Source organism: Micropepsis pineolensis (genome assembly GCF_055392125.1).
Genome location: NZ_AP042408.1, coordinates 3,202,915 through 3,220,056 on the forward strand (window position 1 = coordinate 3,202,915; position 17,142 = coordinate 3,220,056).

9 protein-coding genes and 2 riboswitches are annotated in these 17,142 nt (G+C 58.7%); all 9 genes read right to left on the bottom strand.

Annotated features, from left to right (window positions below; translation table 11 throughout):
* Nucleotides 1-63: 63 nt before the first annotated feature.
* Entirely contained in the window at nt 64-2,073 is a 2,010-nt protein-coding gene (locus ACZ5RI_RS14235; protein WP_464513865.1) for a tetratricopeptide repeat protein, read from the bottom strand.
* 12 nt (nt 2,074-2,085) lie between these two features.
* Nucleotides 2,086-4,104 (bottom strand): tetratricopeptide repeat protein, encoded by a 2,019-nt coding sequence (locus ACZ5RI_RS14240; protein WP_464513866.1) that lies wholly within the window; start codon nt 4,102-4,104, stop codon nt 2,086-2,088.
* Entirely contained in the window at nt 4,101-6,572 is a 2,472-nt protein-coding gene (locus tag ACZ5RI_RS14245; RefSeq protein ID WP_464513867.1) for a tetratricopeptide repeat protein, read from the bottom strand. The genes ACZ5RI_RS14240 and ACZ5RI_RS14245 overlap by 4 nt, the downstream gene beginning before the upstream one ends.
* Nucleotides 6,573-6,827: 255 nt before the next feature.
* The gene (gcvPB, locus tag ACZ5RI_RS14250; RefSeq protein ID WP_464513868.1) at nt 6,828-8,318 is read right to left on the bottom strand and encodes an aminomethyl-transferring glycine dehydrogenase subunit GcvPB; all 1,491 of its coding nucleotides are present in this window, start codon (nt 8,316-8,318) and stop codon (nt 6,828-6,830) included.
* Nucleotides 8,318-9,652, bottom strand: a complete 1,335-nt coding sequence (gcvPA, locus tag ACZ5RI_RS14255; protein ID WP_464513869.1) for an aminomethyl-transferring glycine dehydrogenase subunit GcvPA — start codon at nt 9,650-9,652, stop codon at nt 8,318-8,320. The genes gcvPB and gcvPA overlap by 1 nt, the downstream gene beginning before the upstream one ends.
* A complete protein-coding gene (gene gcvH, locus ACZ5RI_RS14260) occupies nt 9,653-10,015 on the bottom strand; it encodes a glycine cleavage system protein GcvH (protein ID WP_464513870.1) in 363 nt (120 codons plus the stop codon).
* Nucleotides 10,016-10,019: 4 nt separating this feature from the next.
* A complete protein-coding gene (gene gcvT, locus ACZ5RI_RS14265) occupies nt 10,020-11,120 on the bottom strand; it encodes a glycine cleavage system aminomethyltransferase GcvT (RefSeq protein ID WP_464513871.1) in 1,101 nt (366 codons plus the stop codon).
* Nucleotides 11,121-11,179: 59 nt separating this feature from the next.
* Nucleotides 11,180-11,286: riboswitch (glycine riboswitch) on the bottom strand.
* A riboswitch (glycine riboswitch) is annotated at nt 11,287-11,381 on the bottom strand.
* A gap of 227 nt (nt 11,382-11,608) precedes the next feature.
* Nucleotides 11,609-13,759, bottom strand: a complete 2,151-nt coding sequence (locus tag ACZ5RI_RS14270; RefSeq protein ID WP_464513872.1) for an autotransporter family protein — start codon at nt 13,757-13,759, stop codon at nt 11,609-11,611.
* 112 nt (nt 13,760-13,871) lie between these two features.
* Nucleotides 13,872-16,922 (bottom strand): TonB-dependent receptor, encoded by a 3,051-nt coding sequence (locus tag ACZ5RI_RS14275; RefSeq protein ID WP_464513873.1) that lies wholly within the window; start codon nt 16,920-16,922, stop codon nt 13,872-13,874.
* Nucleotides 16,923-17,142 lie beyond the last annotated feature (220 nt).

The window sequence follows — 17,142 nt, forward strand, 5'->3', positions numbered from 1 at the left end:
ACCCTGAATTGCACCCGAAGACGAATCGGTGTTGGGGCAGGGCAGATGGTCTTTAACTGTGCATCAGCGGGAGAAATCTGTCTGCATCAGTCGGTCTGCAATGGTCTGGATCAGACCGGGCCAGTCGCCACGCTTTTCCTGACGCAGCAGCCGGGCCGTAGGATACCACGGGCTGTCGTCCCGCCCGACCAGCCAGCGCCATTCGGCCACCGCGGTCAGCATGAGCCAGACCGGCTTGCCCAGCGCCCCGGCCAGATGCGCCACCGAGGTATCGACCGAGATCACCAGATCCATCTCACCGACCAGCGCAGCGGTATCGGAAAAATCATCCAGCCTGGCCCGCTGCACCTTCAGTTCGGGCATCGTCGCCAGCAGCCTGGCATCGGCAGGGCGGATATCTTTTTGCAGCGCATAGAAAGAGAAAGGCAGCCGCAGCAACGGCGCCAGAATTTCCAGCGGAATACTCCGATTATGATCGTTGGTATGTTCGGGGTTGCCCGACCAGGCCAGACCAATGCGCGGGCGCTGTTTTTCGCCCAGCATACGGCGCCACAGAATAGTTTTGGCCTTGTCTGCCGCCAGATAGGGGACATCTGCCGGAATGGTCTCAAGCCTGGTGCCGAAAACCAGCGGCAGGCTCATCAGCGGGGTATGCCAGTCAAACGGCGGCAACACACTGCCGGGACCAACCAGTTCGGCATCGGTTTTCAGGCTGCCCATCAGGCCGCGCAGGGCATCGGGCACCTCGAACAACAGCTTGGCCCCGGTTTTCTGGAGCAGCGGCACATAACGGCAGAACTGAATGGAATCGCCGAGGCCCTGCTCGGCATGGATCAGCAGGGTTTTGCCAGCGATATCTTCACGCCCGAGCCAGGCCGACTGGTTGAAGCGCCGCTGCAGATCGTCCGAGAAGTTGAGAAACGCGCGCCGCGGCACCTCGCACTTCCAGCGATATTCATAGAGCTTGAAACCCTCGGTAAAATTCCCAGCCTGCAATAGCGAGATCGATTTGTTGGCCAGCGCTTCGGCATAGTCCGGGCTGAGCGCAATGGCGCGATCATAGCTGGCCAGCGCTTCATCCGGCCGGGCCAGTTCGCGCAGGACATTGCCGCGGTTGGTATAGGCCTCGGCATTCTTCGGGTTCAGCGCAATGGCACGGTCGAGACTGGCCAGTGCGTCTTCGAGCCGCCCCAAAGAAATCAGCACATTGCCACGGTTATTATAAGCCTCGCCATGGCGCGGTTCGAGCGCGACCGCTTTATCAAGTGCCGCCAAAGCCTCCTCATACTCCCGGTTACCGACCAGCAGACAGGCCCGGTTATAATGGGCCGCTGCATCGTTGGGATCGAGTAGTGCCGCCGTATCATAGGCCGTCAGCGCATCCTGCAACCGCCCAAGCTTTTCCAGCACCCGCCCGCGGTTAAGATGGGCCGGGGCGCAGCCCTGCACCAGCGCGATGGCCGCATCAAAGGCGGCGAGGCTTTCTTCCAGCCGCCCCCGGTTCATCAGCGCGGTGCCCCGGTTGATATGGGCTTCGAGATAATCAGGACGGATTTTCAGCGCCCGATCAAAATCGGCCAGCGCTTCCGCCGGGCGGCCGAGCCGCAACAGGATGGTGCCGCGGTCATAATAGCCTGCTGGCGATTGCGGTTGCATGGCGATGATGCGCGAGAAACTTTCCAGCGACGGGATAATCTTGCCCAGACGGGCCTGCACATCGGCCAGCTTACGCCAGACATCAATATCGGACGGATCCAGCGCCACGGCCTTTTCAAAGCTGTCCATCGCCTCGTCCAGACAACCAAGCCCCATCAGCCCCAGACCGCGATTGAACAGCACGCCGGGCTGATTGGGGTTAAAGCCCAGCGAACGCCCCAGCAGCAGTACGCATTTTTTCGCCTCGCCCATCTGAAGTTCCAGTGTGCCCAGAACATTGAGCAGCTGCAGATGTTGGGGGAACTGGCGCACCAGCTCGCGGTACAGACTTGCCGCTTCCGGCAAACGGCCAGCATTCTGCAACGCCACAGCGGCGCGCAAAACGGCATCAGGTCCAGATTGGTTCGTATCAGTCATGGTCACACACTATCATACTGGGTGTATTGAAACTGTATCACGGGTAAGCGCCCCGGCCGCGGCGGCAATCGGGCTTTGCCAGTCGCCCTGCTCCGGCTGGCGCAAAAGCCGCGCCCCCGGATACCATGGCGTGTCATCCCGGTTAAGAAGCCAGCGCCAGTCCGCCACCCAGGGCAGCAGCAGGTAGAGCGGCTTGCCCAGCGCCCCGGCCACATGGGCCACCGAGGTATCAACCGACACCACCGCATCCATCAGCGCCACCAGCGCGGCGGTTTCGCCATAATCGGTCAGCGCCGCACTATGGTAATGAAGCTGTGGCCGGGATTTTACCAACGCGGCATCGTCGGGCCGCAGTTCCTTCTGGATAAGATGAAACGCATACGGAAGATCGAGCATGTCACCGAACTCGGCCAGCGCAATACTGCGATTGCGGTCATTGGCGTGTTCGGGCTTACCCGACACCACCAGACCAATGCGGGGGCAGATCTTCGGCCCCAATCGTTTTTGCCAGCGTTCCAGCGCATCCGCCGATGCCGACAGATAGGGGATCGTGGCGGGAATGCTGGTCACCACGGTGCCAAATGCCTGCGGCAGGCCCATCAGCGCGGTGTAGTACTCAAATTCCGGCAGCGCATCACCGCGGGCAACCAGCGTGATATCGCCTTCAAGGCTTTTCATCAGCGGCAGCAACGGACGGGGCACTTCAAAAAGCACTTTGGCACCACGGGCGGCCAGCAGCGGCAGATAGCGGCAGAACTGCACCATATCGCCAAAGCCCTGTTCGGCATGCACCAGAATCCGCTTACCGACGATATCTTCTGTGCCGGTCCAGCGCGGCACGGAAAAACTGCGCTTATCCTTGGCGAAAACGTCCCGCTGCCAGCGCCATTCATAAAGTTCCCAGCCGGTTTTGAAATTGCCCTCGGCCAGTTCCAGCAGCGCCAGATTCCACGACATCGACGCATTATCAGGGGCCAGAGCAATCGCCCGCAAAAACGCCGCCCGTGCCTCCGCAGTATTTTTCAACGCTTGCTCGGCCAGCCCGTAATTACAGTGATATTCCGGTGAAAGCGGATTGCGCGCAATGGCGGCCCCAAGATGCGCCACTGCGGCCGCATAATCATCCCGCGCCATGGCCATCAAACCCAGATTGGCGTGGGCTTCGGCAAAATCGGGTTTTAAGGCCACCGCCTTTTGATAGGCTGATTCAGCCTCTGCCACACGGCCCAGCGTTTTCAGCACGGTGCCACGATGCTGATGGGCCTCGGCTATCGTGACATCCCGTGCGATGGCGCCATCGAGCGCCGCAAGAGCGGCATCAGGCTGCTGATCGGTCAGCAACGCCGCCCCCAGATTGACCAAAGCGTCGACATTGTCGCCATCTGCCGCCACCGCCTGACGAAACGCCGCCAGCGCTTCGCTGTTACGGCCCAGTCCCTGCAGCACCACGCCGCGGTTATTGGCAGCCGGGCTATGGGCGGGATGACAGGACAAAGTCTGATCATAGGCCGCCAGCGCCTCTGTCAGCCGATTACACTGCTGCAGAAGATAGCCCATGCGATAGGCGATGCCGGCCATCACAGTCTGATCTGCGGGCAAAAGCGCTAATGCGTCACCATACGCGGCAATGGCATCTTCCAACCGCCCCAGCGTGGCCAGCGTAGCCGCCCGGTTGACATGGGCGTCAAGATAGTCCGGTCGCATCGTCAGTGCACGGTCGAAATCGGCCAAGGCCTCGGCCGGGCGCTTCAGCATCAACAGCAGACTGGCGCGGTTATAGGAAATTTCGGCCGTGTTACCCAGCGCCCCGGCGACTGTCACACAGTCCAGCGCAGCGGACAGATCGCCCGAGCGCTGCAGCGCCACTGCCAGATCGCTGAACAGATCCGCTGTCGGTGTCAGATGACACGCCTGGGCCAGCAGTGCCGCGGCCTCCGTATTCTGTCCCTGACGCAAAGCGCGCTGTCCGGCATCCTGCAGGGCGGCCGCCTGTTGCGTGGGGGGGGGCGGATCGGCGGGCGCACCCGTCATGGCGTCCCCGCAACGAACTGTGACCGGATGATATTGACCAATCCCGCAATCGGGCTTTGCCAGTCACCCTGCACCGGCTGGCGCAACAACCGCGCCCCCGGATACCACGGCGTGTCATCAGCCCCAACAAACCAGCGCCAGTCCGCCACCCAGGGCAGTAACAGGAAAAGCGGTTTGCCCAGCGCACCGGCAACATGGGCAACCGAGGTATCAACCGACACCACCGCATCCATCAGCGCCACCAGCGCGGCGGTTTCACCATAATCGGTCAGCGCATCGCTATGATTGTGCAGCTGTGGCCGTGATTTCAGATAGTCTGCATCATCGCCCCGCAGCTCTTTCTGAATAAGATGGAATTCGCACGGAAGATCGAGCAAGCCCCCCAGACGGGCCAGTGCAATACTGCGGTTACGATCATTGGCGTGTTCGGGCTTACCCGACACCACCAGACCAATGCGCGGGCGGGTTTTCGGCCCAAGCCGGGTGTTCCAGCGTTCCAGCGCATCCGCCGAAGCCGACAGATAGGGGACAGAGGTGGGAATGCTTGCCACCTCGGTACCAAAAGCCAGCGGCAGGCTCATCAGTGCGGTGTAGTAATCAAATTCCGGCAGCGCTTCGGTTCTGGCGACCAGCGTGATATCGCCTTCAAGGCTGGCCATCAGCGGCAGCAGGGGCCGGGGGACCTCGAAAATCACCTTAGCCCCACGGGCGACAAGCAGCGGCAGATAGCGGCAGAACTGCACAGTATCACCAAAGCCCTGTTCGGCATGCACCAGTATCCGCTTACCGCGGATATCTTCCTTGCCAAGCCAGCGCGGCACCGCGAAATCATGTTTTTCTTTGGCAAAAACCTCACGCTGCCAGCGCCATTCATAAAGTTCCCAGCCGGTTTTGAAATTGCCCTCGGCCAGTTCGAGCAGCGCCAGATTCCAGTGCATCGAGGCGTTCCTGGGCTCCAGCGCAATCGCCCGCGTGAAGGAAGCCCGCGCGCCAGCAAAATCGCGCAACAGCTTCTGTAAGTTACCGAGATTGTTATAGCCTTCGGCAAAATCGGACCGGATGGCGATGGCACCGTGATAGGCAGCCAAGGCCTCGTCCCAGCGCCCCATCTCGATCAGCACATTACCACGGCCACTATAGGCTTCGACCAGCTCAGCCTTAAGCGCGATAGCGCGATCATAGGCATCCAGGGCTTCGGCCTGCCGGTTGAGATCGGCCAGAACATGGCCACGGTTCAAATGGGCCTCGGCATAATCCGCCCGCAGCGCAATCGCCCGGTCACAGGCCGCCAACGCCTCCACCAGCAAAGCGCGGTTACGCCGCACATTGCTGCGGTTATCTTCATCAAGGCCATGCACCAGCACGCCATCCTGATAGAAGCTGGCCATCTCTTTCAAAACGCAGGCGCGGTTATTATGGCATTCGGCAAAATCGGGATTAAGGCTTAAAGCGCGGGTAAAGCTTTTCTCGGCCCGTTCCAGCTGCCCCAGCTTCCACAACGCATTGCCGCGATTATTCCACCCCGCCGCAGATTCCGGACGTAGTGCCACCCCGCGTTCGTAATCGCCCAGCGCAGCCGCAAACGCGCCTTGCTGCATCCGTGCATTACCGCGATTGACATAGGCTTCGGCATATTCCGGGTTCAGCGCCAGCGCCTGACCATAGGACGCCAGCGCGTCCTCCAGCCGCCCCAGACTTTTCAGCGCATCGCCACGCCCACCATGGGCCATCGCTGAGCCGGGGGCCGCCACAATCGCCGCATCGAAGGAGGCCAACGCCGTTTCAGCCTGCCCCATATCACGTAAAGTGCAGCCCCGGTTAATCAGCGCTTCGGGATAGTCGCTTTTTAACGCCAGTGCCTGATCGCAATCGGCCAGCGCCTCGGGATACCGTTTGAAGGCCCGCAGAAGGATGGCGCGGTTATTATAGGCGGCAATATAGCGGGGATCGGCGGCAATGGTCCGGTTGTACGCCTCCAGCGCCAGATCCGGTTTGCGCAACCCCTGCAGGCAGAGACCCAGATTATAGGCACCATCGGCAAAATCGGGTTTTAACTGCACCACCTGCGCAAAGGCCCCGGCAGCTTCTTCCAGCCGTCCCATCTCGCGTAAGAGCACGCCGAGGCTCTGATAGGCTTCAGCAAAATCAGGCTTCAGCGTAATGGCACGGCAGAAGGCGGCCAGCGCGGCCTCGGGCTCGCCCAACTTCTGGCGGGCCAAACCAAGGTTAATCAGTGCCCCGGTGGATTCGGGGATTTGCGCCAGAACCTGTTCCAGAAACCCAACCGCCGACGCCGCATCACCAAGCTGCAACAGCGCCGTGCCGAGCAAAAACAGCAATTGGAAATTTTCGCCCCCCTGGGGCAGCAGGCTCTGATACAAGGCCGCAGCAGCGGCGACATCGCCGGCATTGTGGCGGGCTATCGCGGTGGCCAGTTGGGCCTCGAATTTCTTTTCCGGCTCAGTCATGCCCACGGCTCGCTTAAAGCATCCCTGGTTTTAGCCATCGCAACGCCACAGCCATACGAAGATCGCCTGATTCGGCGACCGGCCCTCATCCTTGCGACGCAAGTCTAAAGAGTTTGTTACGGTTAATACACAACCAAGAACGCAAAAGCCCTGACCAACTCTACCTTCAGGCGTATTCAAAACGGCCGGGGGCGGCAAAACCGTACCGTTTCACCGCCCCCAACAGGTTTATCCGACTGTTATATAAAGCCGCCGTTACGCCGCAGGGGCTTTCCAGCGCAGCACAGGCTTACGGGCCGCCAGGGTTTCATCCAGCCGACGACGTGGCGTCAGACTGGGGGCCGCGGTGAACCGTTCGGTATTGCCCGCCTTAGCCTCGCCCGCCAGAGCCCGCATCACGGCAATGAACTTGTCGAGACTTTCCCTGGATTCAGACTCGGTTGGCTCGATCAGCATGGCGCCATGGACAACCAGCGGGAAATACATCGTCATCGGGTGGAAGCCCTCGTCGATCAGCGCCTTGGCGAAATCGAGGGTCGCCACCCCGCTACCCTGCAGGAAGCTTTCATCAAACAGCGCCTCATGCATGCAGGGGCCGGGATAGGGCGCGCTCATCACATCCTTCAGGCTGGCAAGGATGTAATTGGCCGACAGCACGGCATCTTCGCTGGCCTGACGGATGCCATCCAGACCAAAGCTCAGCATGTAGCTTAACGCCCGCACAAACATACCCATCTGACCGTGGAAGGCGCACATGCGCCCCAAAGGCTGGGCCCCGGCGGGGGCATCGGCCACATCCTCGATCAGCCGGAACCCCTGTTCGTCATGGACCAGCAGCGGCAGCGGAGCATAGGGGACCAGACGCGCCGACAACACCACCGGCCCGGCCCCCGGCCCGCCGCCACCATGCGGGGTCGAGAAGGTTTTATGCAGGTTGATATGCATGGCATCAACGCCCAGATCCCCGGGGCGCACGCGGCCCGCGATGGCGTTGAAATTGGCCCCGTCGCAATAGAAATAGCCGCCCGCCTGATGCACCAGTTCGGCGATGCGAATGACATCGCGTTCGAACAGACCGCAGGTGTTGGGGTTGGTCAGCATGATGGCGCCGACATCAGGGCCAAGCTTGGCCAGCAGGGCCTCGACATCAACCCGACCATCGGCCCCCGCCTTGACCTGATCGACGGTGAAGCCGGCAAAAGCCGCCGTGGCTGGATTGGTACCATGGGCCGATTCCGGCACCAACACGCGGGGACGGTGCTCGCCGCGCGCCGCAATGGCGGCACGGATCGCCAGCATACCGCAAAGCTCACCATGGGCTCCGGCCTTGGGCGACATCGCCACCGCTGGCATGTTGGTGAGCTTTTGCAGCCAGCCGCTTAGCAGCGCAATCAACGCCAGCGCCCCTTGTGTGGCAGCGCGCGGTGCCAGCGGATGGACATCGGCAAAGCCGGGCAGCCGGGCCATCTTTTCATTGAGCCGCGGATTATGCTTCATGGTGCAGGAGCCGAGCGGATAGAATCCGGAATCAATCGCATAATTGTTGCGCGACAGCCGCACATAATGGCGCACCGCTTCGGGTTCCGACAAGCCCGGCAGACCAATCCCCCCTTTGCGCCGAGCCCCGCCCAGACGGGCATCCGAAACCACAGTATCAGGCAGATCGACACCACTGGCCCCAGCGCGCGCCAGTTCGAAAATCAAGCCTTCCTCGTGATCGAGGCCCTTATCGCCGGAAAAGGTCATCACAACACCTCCTGCAAATGCGTGGCGAAGGCGGCAATGTCTGCTTCGCTGATGGTTTCAGTGGCGGCAACAATGAGGTAATTTTCCATCCCATCTCTGGGCAAAAGTCGTGACGCCGGCACCCCGGCCAGAATGCCCTTAGCCACCAGACATTCCGTGACCGGCGCGGCCGCTTTGGGCAGACGGATGGTGAATTCGTTGAAGAAGGCTTCTGTTACCAGTTCAACGCCGGGAATTTTGGTCAGCGCGTCGGCCAGCATGCCGGCGCGGGCATGGTTCAGTGCCGCCAGCCTGACCAGCCCCGCCTCGCCCAGCAGGGTGAGATGAATGCTGAACGCCAGCGCGCACAGACCCGAATTGGTGCAGATATTACTGGTGGCCTTTTCACGGCGGATATGTTGCTCGCGCGTTGACAGGGTCAGCACAAACCCGCGCCTGCCATCGGCATCGACCGTTTCGCCGCACAAACGCCCCGGCATCTGGCGGACATATTTTTCCCGGGTGGCAAACAGGCCGACATAGGGCCCGCCAAAGTTCAGACCGTTACCGATGGACTGGCCCTCGCCCACCACAATATCGGCCCCCATGGCACCGGGGGATTCAATCAGGCCAAGCGACACCGCTTCGGTGACCACCACAATCAGCAACGCGCCTTTGGCATGGGCGGCTTCGGCAATCGGCGTCAGATCCCGCACCGTACCAAAGACATCGGGGTTCTGCACCACCACCGCCGCCACACTGTCATCAAGGCTGTCGAGCGGCACATCCGCCACGCCGGGCTGAACCACACTATGGTGGATGGTGGCATGCAAACCGGCCAGCGTATCGATGGTCTGGGCATAATGCGGATGCAGGGAACCGGCCACCAGCACCTTGGATTTACGCGTCACACGCAACGCCATCAGCACGGCTTCGGCAGCTGCGGTCGAGCCGTCATACATCGAGGCGTTGGCCACCTCCATCCCAGTCAGCAGCGCCACCTGGGTCTGAAACTCGAACAGATATTGCAGCGTGCCTTGCGAGATTTCCGGCTGATAGGGTGTGTAGGAGGTGAGGAATTCCGAGCGCTGGATCAGATGATCGACGCTGGCGGGAACATGATGACGATAGGCCCCGGCACCACAAAAACACGCCGCATCGGTCACGCTGTGGCTTGCCAGCCGTTTCAGATCGCGCTCGACCTCGATTTCGCCGCTATGCGACGGCAGGTCGAAATCCTGCGGCGGGCATATCGCCGCCGCAGGCACATCGGCATAAAGCGCATCGACAGAAGGCACACCGATACGCGCCAGCATGGCGGCACGGTCGGCAGACTGTAGCGGCAAATAGCGCATCTAGAGCCCTTTCACAAAAGCAGCATAGGCTTCGGCAGGCATCAGCCCATCCAGCGCCGCGGGATCAGCGATTTTGATCTTGAAAATCCAGGCTTCCCCTTCGGGGGCAGCACCGAGCCTGGCCGGATCTTCGCCCAGCACGGTATTATGTGCGGTGATTTCCCCCGCCACCGGGCTGTACACCTCGCTGGCGGCCTTGACAGTTTCCACCACCGAAACCACATCCCCCTTGGCCAGCACCTTGCCCACCTCTGGCAGTTCGACAAACACCACATCGCCCAACAGTTCGGCGGCGTATTGGGTGATGCCCACCGTACCATCGGCGGCAATCCATTCATGCTGATCGGTGTAACGCACAGTCATCGATTTAAATCCTTTTATAACGCTGAGTAACAAACGGCATGGCGGCGATGCGGGCCGCAATCGGCCGCCCCCGCACAATCAGATCAACCGGGGTATCGGCCGCGGCGAAGGCGCTGGCGACAGAACCCATGGCAATGGAGGCATTGAGCGAGGGGGCAAAGCCACCGCTGGTGACCACACCGATAGCATTGCCGTCTTTGGTGGTGATTTCGGCACCTTCGCGGGCGATCCCAGCACCTTCTAGCCGTAAGCCAACACGGCGACGGACCGGGTTGCCGCCCAGCGTCTTTTCCGCGCCCGGAAAATCCTTGTCCTGACGACGGCGCTTGCCAACCGACCAGATCAGTCCGGCTTCGGCCGGATCCGTCTGGCTGTTGATGTCGTGCCCATACAGACAGAGCCCGGCCTCCAAACGCAAGGAATCCCGCGCCCCCAGACCAATCGGCAAGACATCCGGGTGGGAGAGCAGCAGGCGGGCAACGCGTTCCGCCCCATCGTTGGGCAGCGATATCTCGAAACCATCCTCGCCGGTATAACCACTGCGGGTGATGATAGCGGGCACCCCGGTCAGTTCGGTACGGATGCCCTGCATAAAGGTCAGCGCCCGAACCTCGGGCTGAAGCCCCGCCAGCACATCTTCGGCCGCGGGCCCCTGCAATGCCAGCAAAGCACGATCGAGGGGAGCAAGCTCCGCTCGCCCGGCCAGCAGTTCGGCGATATAGGCAAAGTCAGCCTGTTTGGTTGCCGCATTGACGACCAGATGCAGCGCCGCTTCACCCGCCAGCCGCAGGATCATGAAATCGTCGTTGATGCCCCCCGCCGCATTGAGCAAAAGGCCATAGCGCTGCTGGCCGGGCTTAAGCCCGATCAGATCAGCTGGTGTCAATTGCTCCAGCGCCTCAGCGGGGGCCGGGCCGGAAAGACTGGCCTGCCCCATATGCGAGGTATCGAACAGCCCCGCCTTGGCACGGGTGTGCAAATGTTCTTTGAGAATCCCGGTGGCATAGTGCACCGGCATGGCATAGCCCGCGAACGGCACCATTTTGGCGCCCAGTTCCCGGTGCAAATCGTAAAGCGGTGTACGCTGAAGTTCGGTTTCGCTCATGGCCCCGGCTCAGAAGTTGACACGTATCCCGCCCCGAAGATCGAAGCAGAACCAACGCGCCCCTTCTGTCATCCAACCTGAGAGAGTTGACCGGGTTCAGCCTTACAGCGGACCGGGATTACCCCTTCGGTGAGAATGGCTTTCACCATTCTGCTTTCCAGAAGTGTTCCCCTCTGCGGTCCTTTTGCCTGAGAGTTTCCGGGGCGGTTGCTCCTTCGGCCCCCGGTCTGCGTTAAGCCGGGTGTCTCCCGCAGGGGAGTATGATACCGCCCCACACCGGTTCGATATGGGATTCGGTAGAACCATTCTTAAAGCCCGAGAGCAATCTGTCAACGTGAAGGCTGCCCACTGGCAAACAACCGCTTAAATGAAGAGCCCCTCCGGCCTTAAAGCCATAGAAGAAACAGGGGCTCTGCCGCGGTGGACAAAAAAAGGCCGTACCCGCCATCAGGCAGATACGGCCCCGATATGGGTGATGAGAAGGCGGTTTAGAACTTGTACCGACCACCCACCGAAAGTTCGACCGCGCGTTCGTTGGCGGTGAACTGGCCATTCAGGCGACCATAGACTTCGATGCCTGCCACAACCTCGTCGGCAAATTCCGCACCGACCAAGAGTGAGTTGGCATTATTGCCCCGCCACACATAGCTGAAGGAAGAACCATCGATATTGGCAAATTGCCCCTCGACCGTTTCCCTGGTGGTGGAGAAATCATGCATAACACCAACGGTGAACTCGAGCTTGGCTTTCAATTGAGGCGTCGGGGTAATCGCATGGATCTTGAAGCCGACATCGCCGGTAAACGCATTCTGATTAATCGCACTGTAGTTAAGCGCGAATTCCTCAGCGCCATTTTCCACCACACCGTCGATGTGGTTTCTGGAATAGGTACTGCGGATATACGGCGTCAAAAGATTGTCGAAGATGTTCTGGCTGATCTGGAACGAACCACCATAGGACCAGCCCGAGGGCGACGCCTTGGCCGTACCATAATCACCCATGTTCCGCTTCATGCTGACATCATACAGATTGTAGAATGCCACGGCATCAACCCGACCCAGCTCCAGATCGGCACCACCATAAATCGCCAGATTGAAGGTGTTAGATGTGGAATCGGAATCTTCCTTTTTGATCTTCATCGAACCGTGTGCGTAGGAGAACGCCCCACCGACCACCGCATTCATCGCCGGGAAGTGATATTCACCACCACCGACCAGACCACCATACTGAACATCATAACCGGCATCATCCTTGCCGACATCGTCGATCCGACCAAAGGGCGCCGCCCAGACCCGGATCTCGCCATCGGCTGCCGCAGCCGTACCACCAGCCGCAGGCAGGTTCGCCTCAATCTGGTCATACAGGGTGCGGGTGAAGCTGGCGACCAGCGCACGGTTTGACGAAACCGCATGCCCGAAGGATTGCGCGGCCGAGGCCTTTTCCGTTACCAGCGAATACCCGGTTGAGGTTTGTTCAACACCGATAATCGCACTGGAATCGCTGCCAACATAGCTGACAGACGAGAAGCTGCCCGAAGAGGACCCCGCAGAGACAATCTGATAGACCGCGTTACTATAGGTGCCACTTGCCACATTGACCACCAAAGTACCGTCAAGCGTAGCCGCACCGGATACAACAAGTTTGGAAGCGCCGGTCGGCGTCACCTGCACCGACAATTCACCGGTCGAGGTTTGTGTGTAGTTACCATGGATGGTCAGTGTCCCGGCGACTCCGGTGGTTCCCGGACGGACGATACCATCATTGGTCACCGAGCCATATATCGTGCCAAAGCCCGACAACACGCCCATCGAACCACCGGATTGAGATATGGTAATTTTCGTCGCCGCCCCCGTTGGGTCGCCGAACACCGCCGTAGAATGGGAGGAATCGCCAACCATAAACGTCGCACCGGCATTAATCGCGACGGAACCATAGTAAGCAGACGACGCCGTATTAATCCCATCAACAACCATAGTGCCATTGTAAAAATATAAGGCAGCCGTCGAATCCGATGATGAAATCTTGCTGATCGTATTGGTTACCGTATGGGGTTCGTAGAAATAGATCGAAGTACCCGACCCCATGATGATATTCGTGCTGGTTCCAAGCAGGTTCGTTGCATAAGCCCAGCTGACGCCGAAGTTTACCGACGCATTATCTTCGAGCGTAATATTGCCGTCGAATGTATTAGAACCAACGATATTGGTTGAGCCATGAGCAATGATGATGTCACCCGAGACGTCAAACATAGACTCATACACCTGCCACCACCATGGATTATCGAGATATAGCGTGGCCCCCTTTTCGACCTGAATAACATCGCTACCGGTCTCGCAACCACTACCACTATAGGAACACGTGCTTGTCCCCGAAAAATTAGCAGACGATTTCCACACCAATCCCTGATACCCGCTGGGTATCGAATTATAGGAAGCTGTCAGATAGGCGGCACTGCCCGATTTCACGACAACCGTATCACTGGTTCCGGAATCAATTGTCACCGGACTATTACTGGATGACAGCGTAATCGTCTCGGCATTAACGCCCGCGCTGAAACCAAAGCCCGCCGCCGCAATCGCCAAGGCACTGACGGTCAAGCGAAGCTGGCTGCGCATGTCTTTTGCAGGATAGTGCAACATTGTTTTCTCCCCAACTCAGCGGCTTTTTAGCCGCCGGTTTCGTGCGTTTATTCGGTTATGCCGTCGCCATACGCCGGGATACGCACAAGCCCCGGCGCTGGCAGACCGGCACTTAGAGCTTCACACGCAATTGCATCGTGTACCGCGTATCGGCGGTGTACCAGCTACGGTTCACCAGACGTTTGGCCCCGTCATCTGTTCGCCCCTCATCCATATATAGGCGCGTGACGGAATGCGTCAGATTGGATGCTTCAATCGTCCAGCTGATGTTGCTTGTGATATTGTAGCTGAGGTTGGCGTCGAGGGTTCCCATTGCATACTGGTAGACCGGCAAAGCGAATGTCGTCGTCGTGCCCATCTGCTCAACACTGCCGAAGTTGATATTTTCAACGTTGTTGTAAATACCAGATGTCTGCCAGGCCGCCGTTGAAACCAGGAAGTCACTGCGCCAGTTATAAGCAACACGCGCCGAGAACGGCCCCTTGTCGTACATGCCCGATATATTGATGGTATTTTTAGACAGCCCCGTCACCGGCAGGCCGGTAATGGCTGCACCATGCATATCAAAGGCAAGCGCACCAGGTTGCTTGCTGTCGATATAGGTGTAGTTGAAATCGATACCAAGCCCATCGAATGGTGCCGGCAGGAAGTCGGCGTATTTCTGCGCGCCGAGTTCGAAACCTTCCACCTTGGCAGTCTGCTTTTCGTTGAAGTTCTCGGTTACCGAGGCATCAACCGTGCAATAGGTTCGGCTTGTTGTCGCGGTACAATAGTCCGACTTGGAGATATCACCTTTTACAACGGTAACATCAAACGTTGTCGGGATAGCCACCTGCTCGGTCGAAATGAAATTGTGGATGTTCTTATAGAAGGCGGAGAAGTGCACCATACCGCCAGTGGTGAAGTAATATTCGACCGCAGCATCAATCTGTTCGGCCTTTTCCGGTTTCAGATCCGGGTTACCCCAACTGGCGGTAAAGGCGCTGGTGTAGGTGCCGGAATAGGTCCCGTTAACATAACCGCGTGGATTCATCTGGGCAAATGTCGGCCGGTTGACCGCTTGCGAGAAGGCAAAGCGAACGTGGGTTTGCGGCGTTGGCAGGAACTGAATGTTCAGCGATGGCAGGACATCAATCTGCGAATGACCGCCCGCAACCCCCGTTGCTACCAAATCAGAAGATACTGTTACGGTACCCGCCGCATCCAGTGATGCACTCGTCAAGTTCGGTGTAAAGCGATAGCCCGAGGCATGGTCGCGATAGGCAGCGACACGCACACCAACATTGCCGTTAAACGGAACGACAAAATCATCATTGGCGAAGTTGGCCATGACATAGCCAGTCGCCGTGGTTTCGTTTTGCTTGGCAAGCGTCGTCTTGTCAAATATGGCGAGCGCCTTGCTGCCATAATTGTCGGTTGGGTTATATGTTTCCTGTAAGTAAGCAGGGCTTTTTGCTGCGGCCACTGTCGGGAAATAGAGCGACGTCGGCAACCCGACCTTGCCACCAAACATATCAGACAGATCAATCTGTTTTCCCAGCGAAGTATCATCGCTCAGATATTTAATATTGGTCGGATCGGCGATATACCAAGGTGTCAGCTCCTGCCAGTTATACTTGGTTTCATTATCACGCTCGCCGCGGCTGGTGATCTTCAGGCCGCTTTTAATTGCGCGGATGAGACTGGTGTCGCTGACGGTGTAGGTCGTATCGAGATAGAAGGCGACCTCACGACCATAGTTATGCAGCTTGTGTGGCATGGTATCTTCCCATGCGTAATTTGCTGCATTGGTAAGATCGACAGTATCCTCTGAAAAGGTCAGCTTGGGCAGTGTCGAGCTGCCATAGGAGCTAAGCTGCATGCCGTAGTTAGCGATGTAGGTATAGAGACCTGCGGTATTGTCATCCTGTTTGGCAGAGGAATCGACATATTGCAGGGCGAAGTTTGCCCCAAAGCTGTCGGTCGGATGCCACTCGCCGCCAATAGAAATATCGCTCGTGGTGTTGACGCCATGCGAATAGGTTGTCTGCAGGGTGTACGGAATCGGCTCATAACCAAACGTGTTCGCGTTGGTCAGACCGGTTCCCGGGAATCCCCACATAAATCCCGACAGCCCATCGGTATAAGTGAGGTTACCCTGAGAGTCGAAGGTGTTGGTGCTGTTAGGTGCCAGGAACGTCTCGATCCCCGACCCCAGGAACATACCGTAAGACAGTGAATTTAACGTATAGCGGGACTGGAAGGCCGTCGCAAAGAGCAGCAGGTCTTCGCTTGGCCGCCACTGCGCCGCAGCGTAAAGACCAAGACGAACCCGGTCATCGTTTCGCTGGGTGAAACCGATACCGCCCGGTACATACACCTCTGACGAGCCGCTATCCGATAGCGAGGGCAGCGTCGTGCCGTGGGTTGAAGTATAGGTCGGATTATAAACGGTCGGCACATAGGGCAGAACCTGCACACCATCCGCCTTGGTGCTCAAATCGGAATAAGTGATATTGAGCAGCAGGCCGATTTCGCCGATCTTGGTATCCCAGCGGTCACTGATCATGGCGCCGCCACCAACATGGCCCTTCTTGGACCAGTCGGCATAGTTACCACTGATGGTCACGTTGGCCGTCAGACCATCAAAATCAAACGGCTGACGCGAGCGCAAATTGATCACGCCGCCAAAACCACCTTCGGGCAAATTGGCCGACAGGCTTTTGAAAACATCAATACCCTGCGCCAGTTCCGGCGGGATGTCTTCCCACGCCAGATTACGCCCGTTAGCGGCGCTGAAACTGTCACGGCCGTTGAGAAGGCTGACGGTGCTGGTCAAACCACGGATGGTGACGCTGGAGCCTTCACCCAGATAGTTCTCGCTGCCGCCACCGGTCTGAATGCGGGCGATGTTCACACCAGGTAAGCGCTGCAACACCTCGGTGATGCTGTTGTCCGGCAGCTTGCCGACATCTTCCGCCGCGACGGAATCGACAACAACGTCGGCCTTCTCCTTGATGGTGATGGCCGTGGCCAAAGCCGCGCGCTGACCGGTGACAACCACCGTTTCGATCTGATCGTTTTTGCTTTCTTGTGCCAGGGCGCCATTCAATGACAGGGCACCAAACAGCAATGCCGCCGTGCAGGCAGTGCAATAAAGCTGGCTATGCATCTTGGGTAACATTCGCTTCCCTCCTCGTCGCTTTATTTTTTTGAGCAGGCGATGGCGGGTGGCTGCGAGGCAGCCCAATATTCTAACTTCCCCCACAGACCGTCCCCCCGGCCACCGCACACGCATATATATTATCACGATAGTAAGCGCTTACTATTACCCAGAGGGGAATTCTATCGTGTGTTGCATTTATGTGATGGTAACGTTTTCGTACCAGCGCGGAGCAAGCCGT